This window comes from Thermus thalpophilus (assembly GCF_022760915.1).
Taxonomy (GTDB): domain Bacteria; phylum Deinococcota; class Deinococci; order Deinococcales; family Thermaceae; genus Thermus; species Thermus thalpophilus.
On the sequence record NZ_JAKTNS010000045.1, the window covers coordinates 1 to 12710 of the forward strand.

Here is a 12710-nt window from a genome sequence, read left to right on the forward strand (position 1 = left end):
CTCCTGGGGGCCGGGCGATATTACCTGCTGGAGTGAAGGGGGTGCGGAATGTGGGTCCAGGCTGACCCCAGGGCGGGTTTACCGGGGATACAGCCCCAGCAAGCGGGTCTACTTCCACGGCTTCAAGCCGCGCTTGTTGGTGGACGACCGCCTCTTCGCGCGCGAGGTGGGGTTGACCCCGGGGAGCGCGCATGACCTGAACTCCCTTTTTCTCCTGCCCCTAGAGGTGGAGGAGGGGAAGCCCCTTTATCTGGACCGGGGGTACGAGAGCCACGTGTGGGAGGACGTGATGCGGGAGGCTATGGGGATAGAGGTGATGCCCATTCGCAAGGGGAGGAGCAAGCGGTATGTGCCTTGGTTGCAGTACTTGGCCATTCTGGGGCGGCGGGTGGTGGAGACGGTGGGGAGCATGTTGCACGGGCTCTTCCCTCGGCGCGTCCACGCTGTGACCCAGGAGGGGTTTGTCTTGAAGGTGCTCAGCTTTGTCCTGGCCCACAACATCCGGCTCTTGGCAGAGAGGATGGGGTAGGTGGCAACTTGGGTTAAGGTAAGGGGTTCGGATCAGGTGGTCCTCTCCGATTCCCCACCTCATCCTCGGCGGGCGGAAGGGTGATTCCGGGTCTAGAGCGCCCCCATAAGCTTCTGGAGAAGGGTGATTTTCGCTTCCACCGGGGTGCGCCAGTCATCCTGGAGGAGCCCTCCCGTGTCCCCCGAGTTGGGGTTCAGGGCCCAGTAGAACCAGACCTTCACCCCCTTGCCCTTCAGGTACTGGACGAAGCGATCCTGCCACCGCTGGTCGTCGCCCTGGTACTTACCCCCAAACTCCCCGACGCCCCAGGGGAGGCGTTGGCGGGAGAGGTGGCCGAAGTGCGTGTCCCATATGGCGGGTAGGTTTTCCGGGAAGGAGGGGTCGTTAAAGTAAGGCTGGCTCGCCACGGAGGGCCCGTAGACGTGGGGCAGGTAGAGGAGGCGGTCACCGAGGCCTAGGTCGCCCTGGGCCTCCGTGAGGTTCTCTCCCCAGAAGGCGGGGTACCCCCCGTTGTCAGAGAGGTTGCCCACCCCTTCCACCGCCACCAGCACCCTGGGGTTTACCCCGAGGACCGCTTGCGCTCCCTCTTGGGCCAGGGCCTTCCACTCGCTCCAGGTCAGGTTGTGGGGCTCGTTGGCAAGGTCTATCCCAAAGACGCTGGGAAAATCCAGGGAGAGCCGGGCCATGCGCTCCAGGTCGGCGAGCCAGTCGCCTTTCGTGTAGCCCCGGGCTGGGTCGAAGGGCCTGCCGGGGAGCTGGCCCCCGATGAGGTCGCACCGGAAGGTGTGAAAGTCCAGGAGGACATAGAAGCCCAGGCCCTGGGCCTTTTCCAGGACGTAGTGGAGCCCGGCCAGGGGGCTTTTGGGGTAGGCGGGGTCCCCGATTTGCGCCCAGGAGGCCACGGTGCCCTGGTCCCGGAGGACCTCGGGGGCCACGGGGAGCCTCAGGGCGTTGAAGCCGAAGCTCTTGAGCTGGCCCAAGAACTCCGCCACGCTCCGCCCCGACCAGAGCCCATGGGGGGCCCGGTCGCAACTTTCCAGCCCGAACCAGTTCACGCCGTAAAGGGGGAGGAGGGCCCCGCCCTTATAGACGCCGTCAGGCCGGGTGCTGTAGAGGGGGGGTGGGGTTTCCCCGGTTGGAGGTGTGGGGTTGGGCAACCTTGCGCACCCCACTAAGGCGATTAGGAGGGATAGGAGAAGCTTGACCATGGCGACCATGGTAGGATGACAAAACAGGGCTACCCCGGGGCCACCACCTGCCCCGCCCGGATGTCCTTCCCCCCCGTGGCCCGGCCCAGGACGTTCACCTCGCCCAGGGCGTGGAGGTAGCCCAAGAGGGCGAAGGCCAGGGGTTCCCGCACCTTGGGGTTCTCCAGGACCTGAACCGGAAGGTTTTCGGCCAGAAGCGACACCAGCACGCGGTTCCGCGCCCCACCGCCCGCCAGGAGTACCCGGTCCACGCGGGGGACAAAGCGCTGGTAGGCCAGGTGGACGCTCCTTGCGGTGAGGGCAAGGAGGGTTTTCAGGAGGGTGGGGGGCTCTAGAGGCAAAGGCGCAAGCGCGTCCAGCCGCCAGACCTCCCGTCCCGTGGTCTTGGGCGGGGGAAGGGCAAAGTAGGGGTGGTTAAGCCAGCGGCTCAGGGCGTCTAAGTCCAAGGTTCCCTTTTCCGCCAGGGCCACCCCCTCGTCCAGGGGGAGGCCCAGGCGCTCCAGGGCCTCGTCGAAGAGGCAGACCCCTGGCCCCGTGTCAAAGGCCAAGAGGGTGGATGGGTCCTTGCCCCGGAAGTAGGTGAGGTTGGAGATGCCCCCCAGGTTGTGCACCGCCGTGCGCACCCCATCTTGCCCGAAGAGGAGGAGGTCGGGGTACGCCACGAGGGGGGCTCCCTGCCCCCCTGCCGCCAGGTCCATGGCGCGGAAGCCGTGGACCACCGGCACGCCGAGCCCGAGGGCCAGGTGGCTAGCCTCCCCCAGCTGGAAGGTGGCCCGGGGGGGTTCATGCCACACGGTCTGGCCCGAGAGGGCCACCAGCTCCGCCTGGCCTTTAAAAGCAATGGCCGCTTCCAGGTAGAACCGTCCCAGGTCGTGGTGGAGGAGGGCGATCTCCCGGGTTTTGGCCCCCCGCATGGCCCTGAGGACACGCCGCCTCAAGCCTTCGGGATAAGGCACCTCCAGGTGGGCCAGGACCCGGTGGGCCACGTCGGGGGGCCTGCCCGAAAATTCCGCCAAGACGAGGTCCACCCCGTCGGCGCTCGTTCCTGACATGACGCCCAAGACCTTCACAGAAGCTCCACCAAAAGCTCGTATCGGTCGGCCCGGTACCAGCTCTTCACCAGCTCCACGGGCCGCCCGTCCGCCAGGTAGCTCACCCGCTCCAGGTGGAGCAAGGGGCTTCCCGGCTCCACGCCCAAGGGCCTGGCCTCCTCCCGGGCGGCCACCGCCCGCAGGCGTTGCAGGGCCCGCACGGGCCGCAGGCCCTTGGCCTCGAGGGCCTGGTAGAGGGAGCCTTCCGGCGGCGCGTTCATGGCCCACAGGGGCAGGGTGGCCCGCTCCAAGGCCATGGGCTCCCCGTCCGCCAAGCGGAGGCGCACCAAGCGCAAGACCCCGTCCCCTGGGGAAAGCCCAAGGCCAAGGGCTTCCTCGGGGGCCGCGGGGCCCGTTTCCGCCCTAAGGAGCCTCGTTTCCGGGTGCATCCCGAGGGCCCGCATCTCCTCGCTGAAGCCGCGGAGCCGGGTGCGGAAGGTGGCCCTCCTGGCCACGAAGGTCCCGCTCCCCTGCCGCCGCACCACCAGGCCCTCCTCCTCCAGGAGGTCCAAAGCCTTCCGCACGCTGTCCCGGGACACCCCGTAGGCCTCCGCCAAGGCCCTCTCCGGGGGCAAAGGCGCCCCAGGAGGCTTTTGGAGCACCTCCTCCCTTAGGCGTTGCGCCAGGTCCATGTACTTGGGTCCAAGGGTCGCCAAGACTCACCTCCCCCTTTCGGGGCGCACCTTCCCCTCTCTCCTGGAGCCCAGGCCACGGGGAAGGTGTGGCGCCGGGGCTACCCCGAAGGGCCGGGAGGAGTGGAGGCCGGGTCGCTCCCAGGGACGAGCCCCCCCTCCCCACGCCCCGCGCCACCTCCTTAGCATACCACTTGCCTACCAATCCCCAACCGGTGTAGACTTGCCCTCGTGCAACGGGCGAAGGCCCTCTTGATGGAAGCGGTGAGCCGGGGCGTGGTTCCCGGGGTGGCCTTCGGCGCCGTCTTTGCCGATGGGAGGAGGGAGGTCCTCCACTTGGGCCTGGCCCAGGCGGAGCCCGAGGCGGTGCCTTTGGGGGCGGGCTTCTACTTTGACCTGGCGAGCCTCACCAAGCCCCTCTTTACCCTGAAGGAGGTGCTGAAGGGGGTGGAGGAGGGGCTTTGGGATCTGGACGACCCCCTTTCCGCCCACCTCCCCGACCTTCTCTGGCTCAAGGACCACCCCCTCAAGGGGGTGACCCTGCGGGCCCTCCTGGCCCACACCTCGGGGCTGCCCGCCTGGGAGGCCCTCTACACCTGGGGCAGGGGAGAGGACCTGAAGGCCCGCATCCTGCAACACCCCTGGCCCATGGGGGAGCCCGTTTACTCGGACATTGGCTTCCTCCTCCTCGGCATCCTCCTGGAAAGGGTTCGGGGTCGGCCCCTCGAGGCCTTCCCCCTGCCCCCGGGGCTCACCTTCCGCCCGCCCAGGGAGCGGAGCGTGGCCACGGAGCGGTGCCCTTGGCGGGGCCGGGTTCTGCGGGGGGAGGTCCACGACGAGAACGCCTTCGCCTTGGGGGGCGCCGCCGGGCACGCCGGGCTCTTCGGCACCCTGGAGGGCGTGCTGGATGAGCTTTTGGCCATCCTGCAAGGGCGCTGGCTCTCCCGGGCCGCCTTGGAGGAGATGGTGCGCCCCCATGGGGAGAGGCTTTTGGGCTGGGAGAGGAAGCGCCCGGGCTGGCACGGGGGAAGCCTGGCTTCCGAACGGGCCTTCGGGCACACGGGGTTCACCGGGGTGGGGGTGTGGGTGGACCCGGAGCGGGGCTACGCCTGGGCCCTCCTCACCAATGCGGTCCACCCCACCCGGCACCGTCCCTCCTTGGCTCCCCTGAGGCGGGCGGTGGGGAACGCCCTGGCGGCGGAGGTGGCATGACCGAGAGGGTGGCGGAACGTTACCGGGACCTGGACCTCTGGCCCCCAGAGGAGGTCCTCGAGGCCCTTTACGAGGGCCAGCTCCGGGCCCTCGCCGCCCTGAAGGGCGCCCTTCCCGCCCTGAAGGGGGCGGCCCTGGCGGCGGCCGATCGCCTCAGGAGCGGGGGCACCCTGGTCTACGCCGGGGCGGGCACCAGCGGGCGGCTTGCGGCCATAGACGGGGCGGAGCTTTGGCCCACCTTCGGCTTCGGACGGGTGCGCCTCCTCCTGGCCGGGGGGGAGAAGGCCCTTTGGGAGGCGGTGGAGGGAGCCGAGGACGACCTGGAGGGGGGCCTTCGCCTGGGGCGTGGCCTCGCCCCCGAGGACGTCTTGGTGGCGGTGGCGGCGAGCGGCACCACCCCCTTCACCCTGGGGGTGTTGCGGGGGGCCAAGGGGCGGGGGGCCCTGACCGTGGCCCTGGCCAACAACCCCGGGACCCCCCTCCTGGAGGAGGCGGACCACCCCGTGCTCCTGGACACCGGGCCCGAGGTGGTGGCCGGGAGCACCCGGCTCGGGGCGGGCACGGCCCAGAAGGCGGCCTTGAACCTCTTCTCCACCACCGTCATGGTCCTCCTGGGCCGGGTGTACGGCAACCGCATGGCCCGCATGCGGGCGCAAAACGCCAAGCTCCTGGCCCGGGCCGCCCTCCTGGCGGAGGAGGCCTTGGGCGTTCCTCGGGACGCGGCTGAGAGGCTTTTGCTGGAGTATCCTGAGCCAGCCCTGGCCGCCTTGGTGTACCGGGGGCTTGGCCCCGAGGAGGCCCTCGCCCTCTTGGAGGCCAAGGGGGTGCGGGGGGCGCTGGCGGAGGTGGGGAGGTGAGGGGGTTGGCCCTTTTCGCGGGCATGGGTGCGGCGGCCGCCCAGGCGGGGGCCTTCCTGGCGGTGAGCTTTAAGGGCGAGGAGGTGCCCTTGGCCCTCCTGGAGGAGGTGCGCCCGGCGGCGGTGATCCTCTACCCCTCCAACCTGCGCCGCGACCCCCAGGGATTGGTGCGCCGCCTGCGGGCCTTCGACCCCAACCTCCTCCTCTTGGTGGACCAGGAGGGGGGGCCCTTTACCAGCTACCGGGAAGGGGTGGTGCGCTTCCCCAGCGCCATGGCCCTTTCCGCCAGTGGGGACGAGGGCCTGGTGGAGCGGGTGGGTTGGGCCCTCGGGTGCCAGGTGCGCCGCCTGGGGGCGGACGTGAACCTGGCCCCGGTGCTGGACGTGAACGTGAACCCCGATAACCCCATCATCGGCATCCGCTCCTTTGGGGCGGACCCCGAGCGGGTGGCCCAGATGGGCCTGGCCTTCGCCCGGGGGGCGCTGCGTTCCGGGGCCCGTCCCGTGGGCAAGCACTTCCCCGGCCACGGGGATACCGGGGTGGACTCCCACCTGGACCTCCCCCGGGTGGACAAGGCTAGGGACGCCCTGGAAAAGGTAGAGCTATACCCCTTCCGCCGCTACGTGGCCGCCGGGATGCCGGGGCTCATGACCGCCCACATCCTCTTCCCGGCCCTGGACCCCAGCTACCCCGCCACCCTTTCGCAAAGGATCCTTACGGGACTGCTCCGGCGGGAAATGGGCTTCAAGGGGGCCCTCCTCACGGACGATATGGCTATGGGGGCCATCAAGCGCCACTTCGGCGGAGCGGAGGCGGCCCTTTTGGCGGTGAAGGCGGGGGCGGACCTCCTCCTCCTGGAACCGGACGAGGAGGCCATCCGCCAGGTGCACCGCCGCCTCTCCCAGGCTCTGGCCCGGGGCGAAGTCCCCGCTTCCCGGGTGGAGGAGGCGAGGCGCCGGCTCGCCCTGCTTCGGGCGGGGAAGGGGGAGTGCCCCTTCGCCCCCGAGGCGGAGGAGGCCCTGGCCCTCGAGGCTGCCCGTAAGGGTGTGGTCCACCGATTCGGGCCCCTCCCCATCCCCGGCCCGGGCACCCTGGTTGTGGGCCTGAAGATCTCGGACCGCTACGGCGCCGAGCCCACCCTGGCGGACCTTGCCCCCCGCCACCTGCCGGGCAGCCAGGGGCTCAACGTTTCCGAGGACCCCACCCCCGAGGAGGTGCGCCAAGCGGTGAAGGCCGCCACCCGGGCGGAGCGGGTGGTGGTTTCCACCTACCGCTGGCTTGGGGGCTTTCGGGAGGGCCAGAGGGCCCTGGTGCGTGAGCTCCTCGCCTTGGGCAAGCCCGTTTACGCTGTGGCCCTGGGCAACCCCGACGATTATCGGTTTCTGCCCGGCAGGCCCACGGGCTACCTCGCCACGCACGGCTACCGCGCGGTCCAGGTGCGGGCCGCGTTGGAAGCCCTCGCGGGGGCCTACACCCCCGCGGGGCAATGGGTGTTTGGAGGTGAACCATGAGAAAGTGGCTCTTTGCGGTCTTTGTCCTCATCTTGGGACTGGCCTCAGCCCAGAAGCTGGTCCTTGCCAGCTGGGGTAGCCAGGAGGAGATCCAGGCCTACAACCAGGTGTTGAAGCTTTTCCAGGAACGAAACCCCGGGATCCAGGTGGAGTACGTCAACATCCCCTCCAACGAGTACCTGGCCAAGATCACCGCCATGATCGCGGCGGGAACGCCCCCGGACGTCTTCTTCGTCAACAACATCGACTTCCCCGGCCTGGCCTCCCGCAAGGTCCTCCTGCCCCTGGACGGCTTCGTCAAGCGGGACAAGTACCCCACGGACGACATCTTCCCCGGCATCCTCAAGGCCTTCCAGTGGGACGGCAAGCAGTACGGCCTGCCCCGCGACGTGTCCAACCTGGTGGTTTTCTACAACCGTAGCCTTCTCCGCAAGGCGGGTCTGCCCGATCCCAAACCCGACTGGACCTGGGACGACTTCCTCCGTTACGCCAAGGCCCTCACGGTGGAAAAGGACGGCAAGCGGGTCCAGTGGGGGGTTTCCTTCCAAACCTTCTACCTCTTCTGGGAGCCTTGGGTGTGGAGCGCCGGCGGCCGCTTCTACAGCCCCGACCACACCCGCTTCCTCCTAAACAGCCCGGCTTCCCTCGAGGGGCTCCAGTTCTACCTGGACCTCCGCTACAAGCACCACGTGGCCCCCACCCCGGAGGAGGCCCAGGACCGGGGGGCCTTCACCATGTTCTTGAACGGCCAGACCGCCATGATCGTGGACGGGCGGTGGCGGGTGCCCACCCTGAAGGCCAGGGCCAAGTTTGACTTCGACGTGGTCCCCTTCCCCCGGGGCAAGGCGGGGAGCATCGTGGACATAGATGGCTCCGGTTGGGTCATCTCCGCCGCCACCAAGAACCCCGAGGCGGCCTGGAAGCTCCTCGCCTTCCTGGCGGGGCCCGAGGCCAGCCAGGTCTTCACCAAAACCGGCCTCATCATCCCCGCCCGGGGCGTGGACGTGCGCAACGTGGAACGGAGCGTGCAAAACCTCAAGGACTTCTTCGTCCCCCCGCCGCCCAAGAACCAGCACTACTTCCTCACCGTGAACCGCACCGCCCGGCCCACGGAAACCTTTGAGCGCTGGAACGAGGCCCTCCAGGTCATCAACAAGGCCTTGGACCCTGTTTGGCAGGGCAAGGCGGACCTCAAGGCGGCCCTGGACGGCGTGGCGCCCCAGGTGCAGAAGATCTTGGACGAGGTCCAGGCGGAGCGGAAGCGGTGAACCTTTAGGCCAGGAGGCCTTGTGCGCGCCTACGCCCGTTTCCCCCTCCTCTTCCTCCTGCCTTCCTTGGCGGGCTTCCTGGCCTTCAACCTGGGCCCTATCCTGGCGAGCCTCCTCCTCTCCTTCGTGGAGTATGACGGCCTCACCCCCCTCACCTGGCGCACCTTCCAGGAGAACTGGGTCGGCCTGGAGAACTACGCCCGGCTACTCCAAGACCCCGTCTTCCACAAGGCCTTCTGGAATACCCTCTTCTACGTGGGGGCGGCGGTGCCCTTGGAGATCGTCCTGGCCCTCCTCCTGGCCCTGGGCCTGAATCGGCCTTGGCCCGGGGTGCGCCTCCTCCGCACCCTCTACCTCCTCCCCACGGTGACCAGCGTGGTGGCGGTGGGCCTCCTTTGGCGCTGGGTGCTGAACCCCACCGTGGGGCCGGTGAACCTCTTCCTGCGCTGGCTAGGGGAGCGGCTCGCCTTCCTCTTCCACCTGGTGGGGTTGGAGCCCCCCGGGCTCGTGCTCTGGCTTGCCCGGGAGGGGCCGGGGTGGCTGTCTGACCCCAACTGGGCCATGTGGGGGGTGATCCTGGCCTCGGTGTGGGCGGGGGTGGGCCTGCGCATGCTCATCTTCCTCGCCGGTTTGCAGAACATCAACAAGGAGTACCTGGAGGCGGCAAGCCTGGATGGGGCCAACAGCCTGCAGCGCTTCTTCTACGTGGTCCTGCCCCTCCTTTCCCCCACCGTCTTCCTCAATACCCTCCTCGCCATGATTGGCGGGTTCCAGGTTTTCGGTTTGGTCTACACCATGACCGGGGGAGGCCCCGTGGACGCCACCAATGTCCTCATGCTCTACTTGTACCGCAAGGCTTTCGGCACCTTCCCTTTTGAAATGGGCTACGCCTCGGCCATCGCCTGGGTCCTCTTCCTACTCCTCTTCGCCCTCACCTACCTGCAGTGGACCCTGAGGCGGCGCTGGGTGGTGGAGGAAGCGTGAAGCTCCTGGGCAAGCTTTGGGACGGGACTGTCTACCTGCTCCTCCTGGTGGGGGGGCTCACCATGCTGGTCCCCTTCTTCTGGATGGTGTCCACCAGCCTAAAGGCCCCGGGGAGCGTCTTTGACCTGCCGGTGGAGCTTTGGCCCAAGGAACTCCACCTGGAGAACTACCAGCGGGTCCTCACCTCCGTGCCCTTTGGCCGCTGGTACCTGAACTCCTTGGTGGTGGCCCTGGGGCTGACCCTTCTCAACCTCACCAGCGGGGCCATGGCGGGCTACGCCTTTGCCCGCTTCCGCTTCCGGGGCCAGGGGGCGCTTTTCCTCCTTTTCCTCGCCACCCTCATGATCCCGGTGCACGTGCTCATCATCCCCCTTTTCATCCTCATGCGGAACCTGGGATGGGTGGACACCTACCACGCCTTAATCCTCCCGGGGCTCTTTGACGCCTTCGCCATCTTCCTCATGCGCCAGCACTTCCTGCAGCTTCCCCGGGAGCTGGAAGAGGCGGCCATCGTGGACGGGGCCTCCCCCTGGCAGGTGTACTGGAAGGTGGCCCTTCCCCTGGCTGCCCCCGCCCTGGCCACCTTGGGCACCTTCACCTTTCTGGCGGGATGGAACAGCTTCCTTTGGCCCCTCATCGTCACCAACTCCCTGGAGATGCGCACCCTCACCGTGGGATTGGCGGTCTTCCAGAACCAGTTCGCCACGGAGTGGACCGTGCTCATGGCGGGGCTTACCCTGGGTACCGTCCCGCCCATCGCGGTGTTCCTCTTGGCCCAGCGTTACTTCATCCAGGGGCTCACCCTGGGTAGCCTAAAGGGGTGAGCGTGCCAAGGCAAGCGTTCCTCGAGGCCCTGCAAGACGCCCTACAGCGCTTTCCCACCCCCTTCTACGCTTACGACTGGTGGGCGGTGGCGGACCGGGTGGCGAGGCTAAAGGAAGCCTTCCCCTTTGCCCGCCTCTTCTACGCCATCAAGGCAAACCCGCGCCTCGGCCTCCTGCGGCGGCTCAGGGCCCAGGGCCTGGGGGCGGAGGCGGTGTCCTTGGGCGAGGTGGTGCGGGCCTACCGGGCGGGATTCTCCCCCGAGGAGGTCCTCTGGAACGGACCCGTGAAGCCCCGGGAGACGCTAAGGGCCCTCCGGGGCCGGGAGCCTGTGGTGGTGCTGGACTCGAGGGGTGACCTGGAGCGGGTGGCGGAGGAGCTTCCTCGGGCGCGGGTCCTCCTCCGGGTGAACCCCGATCTCCCCGTGAAGACCCACAGCCACCTGGCCACAGGGCGGGGGGAGAGCCAGTTCGGCGTCCTGCCGCGGGAGGTGCCGGCCATGCTCCGGGAGGCGCAGGAGCGGGGGCTCGAGGTCCTGGGCCTACACCTCCACCTGGGCTCGGCCTTGGAGAGCCCGGAGGATTTCCTCCAGGGCTATGGGGTGCTTCAGGCCTTAAGGCAAGGGGTGGGGCCGTTCCCCGTGCTGGACCTGGGGGGCGGGTTCGGCCTTGGCCTGGACCTTAAAGCCCTGGCTCCCGCCATGGTGTCCCTGGCCCGGGCCTATGGGGCGGAGGTCTGGCTGGAGCCCGGGCGCTACCTGGTGGCGGAGGCCGGTGTTCTCGTGGCCCGGGTGGTGGGGGTCAAGGAAACCCGCAGACGCTACATCCTCCTGGACGCTGGCATGACCACCTTCCTGCGTCCTGCCCTCTACGGCGCCCGGCACCCGGTCCTGCCCCTTTACCGGGGCGGGGAAGAGGGGGAGTACGACCTAGCGGGGCCCGCCTGCGAGGCCGGGGACGTGCTGGCCCGGGGGGTGCGCCTTCCCCGGCCGGAGGAGGGGGACGCCTTGGCTATCCTGGAGGCGGGCGCCTACGGGGCCAGCATGGCCCTCCCCTACTTGGACACCCCTAGGCCCCTGGAACTCCTCTGGACGGGGGATGCCTGGGAGGTCTTGCGGCCCCCGGTCACCTGGGAAAGCCTCTTCGCCGAGGAAGAGCGTTGAAAAGGGGAATCGTGGGGAAGCTCTGTCATGGCCTAAGCCCGTAGCCTGACTCCCCCGCCTCTTCAGAGCGGGATACACGGTGGTCCCCACGCCGCCCGGTTCTGGCGGCTCAGCACGGCGCAAGGCTCACCGAGGGTAGAACCATACCAAGGACGCGCCAAGCGTTCCACACACTGCCCCTACCTCACCAAACCCACGGCCAAGGACCTAGACGCTCGCTGGGGCTCTGCCGCCGTCTCTGCAACGCAGCCCTCCAAGCGCAGGAGCCTGGACTGCTCGGTTTGCGCCCATGGGTTTGGGAGTTTTTGTGCCCGAGTTGCGGGACTTCCCTCCACCGAGGCGCGCCCGGGGCCATCCGTTGGCTCGCTGAAGGAGGCGGAAGAAGTGGGGCGGCGAACGGCGCCGGGGGCGCATCGGTTTTGGCCCTCTTCCTCTGGGAGAAGCGGGGATAGGGGGTGTGGGTTTCTGCGGGGCGTTCGGGTGGTGCAGGCTTTGAGGTAGAAGGGCCTAGCAACCGCCTCAGAAGGAGAATGAGCCATCTAGGGCTTCTTTGGAGGTAGCTTGCGGTTGGTGCTCAGGTCAAACGCCGAGACGCTTCGTAAAAGGGCCTCCTCGTTTACCAAGAGCCATTTCCTGACCTCAAAAGGAGCGTTCCGCATTAGCCAATCCTTGGCTGCGGCTCCGCGACCAATGACCAAAGCGTTGGCCCAGTAGCCCAGGGCGTTGCCCTTCATCGCTTCCAGATCGCCTCGTTTCTTCCCCTCCAGAAACCCCTTCCGGTAGCGTTCCATTTCTCGCAGGCTCAGCCTGGGAAAACGCCGTGTGGCCTCGTAGAATACCATTCCATCGTAGGCGTAGATCCGAACCACTCCCGGGGAGAGCGCAAACGGGAGGTCGCCAAAATAGCTGTAGATGCGAGTGAGGACCAGCTCGGAGCGGCCGTCCCCATCTAGGTCCCGAAGCTCAAAAACCCCATCCCCCAATTCCTCGTAAAGCAGGTTTCGCAGCTCCCCCTCCTGGCTGAAAAGGTAAAGGGTAAGGCAGCAGTGAGCCCCACCCGAAAAGTCCGTGACCAAGAGTTCCCTCGGGGCCTTGCCTGTGACTTCCACAAAGGAGGCGCTGAGCAACCAGCCCTCGATTTCCACCGCTGTGCGCCCGCCCGCCAGAATTCGGGCAACCTGGCCTCCTCCAGGGCTTCCTTCTATGCGCACCGTGTAGTGGCCCCAGGGGAGGGTTTTTAGGGGCCCCTGGGCAAGCCCTGAAAGGCCCAAGAGCAAGGACACCAGGGCAAGGGAAAGGGGGAACTTCACGGCGTCATTTTACCCCCTTGGGGGGTCAGCTCAAAACTTGCTGTAGTCGGTCAAGACATTTGAGACTCTGGGGGAACCGACTCCTGGGGTAGCATACCCAGGAACTCCAAGGGGGCCAAGCCCC

Annotated in this window: 12 protein-coding genes; 8 read left to right on the forward strand and 4 right to left on the reverse strand. The window is 67.9% G+C overall.

Annotation, left to right across the window (positions count from 1 at the left end; translation table 11 throughout):
• Nucleotides 1-529: transposase (locus tag L0D17_RS11810; protein ID WP_243095494.1), on the forward strand; the 529-nt coding region annotated here is incomplete at its 5' end.
• A 92-nt stretch (nucleotides 530-621) separates the two neighbouring features.
• Here L0D17_RS11810 and L0D17_RS11815 read toward each other — a convergent pair.
• Genes L0D17_RS11815 through L0D17_RS11825 form a run of 3 tightly spaced genes read right to left on the reverse strand, consistent with a single transcriptional unit; the run spans nucleotide 622 to nucleotide 3484 of the window.
• Entirely contained in the window at nucleotides 622-1737 is a 1116-nt protein-coding gene (locus L0D17_RS11815; protein ID WP_243095495.1) for a glycoside hydrolase family 5 protein, read from the reverse strand.
• Between the two features lie 29 nt (nucleotides 1738-1766).
• Entirely contained in the window at nucleotides 1767-2807 is a 1041-nt protein-coding gene (locus tag L0D17_RS11820) for an anhydro-N-acetylmuramic acid kinase (protein WP_243095496.1), read from the reverse strand.
• Nucleotides 2804-3484 carry a GntR family transcriptional regulator gene (locus L0D17_RS11825; RefSeq protein ID WP_243095497.1) on the reverse strand — a complete coding sequence of 227 codons (681 nt, stop codon included), beginning with the start codon at nucleotides 3482-3484 and terminating at the stop codon, nucleotides 2804-2806. The genes L0D17_RS11820 and L0D17_RS11825 overlap by 4 nt, the downstream gene beginning before the upstream one ends.
• Before the next feature lie 207 nt (nucleotides 3485-3691).
• Between L0D17_RS11825 and L0D17_RS11830 the strand changes: the two genes are divergently transcribed.
• From L0D17_RS11830 to lysA, 7 genes are read left to right on the forward strand one after another with little or no spacing between them, the layout of a single operon-like run.
• A complete protein-coding gene (locus L0D17_RS11830) occupies nucleotides 3692-4672 on the forward strand; it encodes a serine hydrolase domain-containing protein (RefSeq protein ID WP_243095498.1) in 981 nt (326 codons plus the stop codon).
• Nucleotides 4669-5529, forward strand: a complete 861-nt coding sequence (locus L0D17_RS11835) for an N-acetylmuramic acid 6-phosphate etherase (RefSeq protein ID WP_243095499.1) — start codon at nucleotides 4669-4671, stop codon at nucleotides 5527-5529. The genes L0D17_RS11830 and L0D17_RS11835 overlap by 4 nt, the downstream gene beginning before the upstream one ends.
• Nucleotides 5526-7040, forward strand: a complete 1515-nt coding sequence (locus L0D17_RS11840; RefSeq protein ID WP_341474695.1) for a glycoside hydrolase family 3 N-terminal domain-containing protein — start codon at nucleotides 5526-5528, stop codon at nucleotides 7038-7040. Before L0D17_RS11835 ends, L0D17_RS11840 begins: the two co-directional genes overlap by 4 nt.
• Nucleotides 7037-8308, forward strand: a complete 1272-nt coding sequence (locus L0D17_RS11845) for an ABC transporter substrate-binding protein (protein ID WP_279231784.1) — start codon at nucleotides 7037-7039, stop codon at nucleotides 8306-8308. Before L0D17_RS11840 ends, L0D17_RS11845 begins: the two co-directional genes overlap by 4 nt.
• Nucleotides 8309-8329: 21 nt before the next feature.
• Nucleotides 8330-9292, forward strand: coding sequence for a carbohydrate ABC transporter permease (locus L0D17_RS11850; RefSeq protein ID WP_243095500.1), 963 nt, complete (start codon nucleotides 8330-8332; stop codon nucleotides 9290-9292).
• Complete coding sequence (locus L0D17_RS11855) at nucleotides 9289-10116, forward strand: carbohydrate ABC transporter permease (RefSeq protein ID WP_243095501.1); 828 nt, start codon at nucleotides 9289-9291, stop codon at nucleotides 10114-10116. Before L0D17_RS11850 ends, L0D17_RS11855 begins: the two co-directional genes overlap by 4 nt.
• On the forward strand, nucleotides 10113-11276 hold the full coding sequence (lysA, locus tag L0D17_RS11860) for a diaminopimelate decarboxylase (protein ID WP_423247954.1): 1164 nt from the start codon (nucleotides 10113-10115) through the stop codon (nucleotides 11274-11276). The genes L0D17_RS11855 and lysA overlap by 4 nt, the downstream gene beginning before the upstream one ends.
• Nucleotides 11277-11815: 539 nt before the next feature.
• On the opposite strand, the gene L0D17_RS11865 is transcribed toward lysA, so the two are convergent.
• Nucleotides 11816-12586, reverse strand: coding sequence for a hypothetical protein (locus tag L0D17_RS11865; RefSeq protein WP_243095503.1), 771 nt, complete (start codon nucleotides 12584-12586; stop codon nucleotides 11816-11818).
• Nucleotides 12587-12710 lie beyond the last annotated feature (124 nt).

Excerpts from the sequence above, each read along its gene's own strand:
- L0D17_RS11815 (WP_243095495.1), bottom strand. The coding sequence starts at position 1,737 with ATGGTCAAGCTTCTCCTATCCCTCCTAATCGCCTTAGTGGGGTGCGCA.
- L0D17_RS11835 (WP_243095499.1), top strand. The coding sequence starts at position 4,669 with ATGACCGAGAGGGTGGCGGAACGTTACCGGGACCTGGACCTCTGGCCC.
- L0D17_RS11845 (WP_279231784.1), top strand. The coding sequence starts at position 7,037 with ATGAGAAAGTGGCTCTTTGCGGTCTTTGTCCTCATCTTGGGACTGGCC.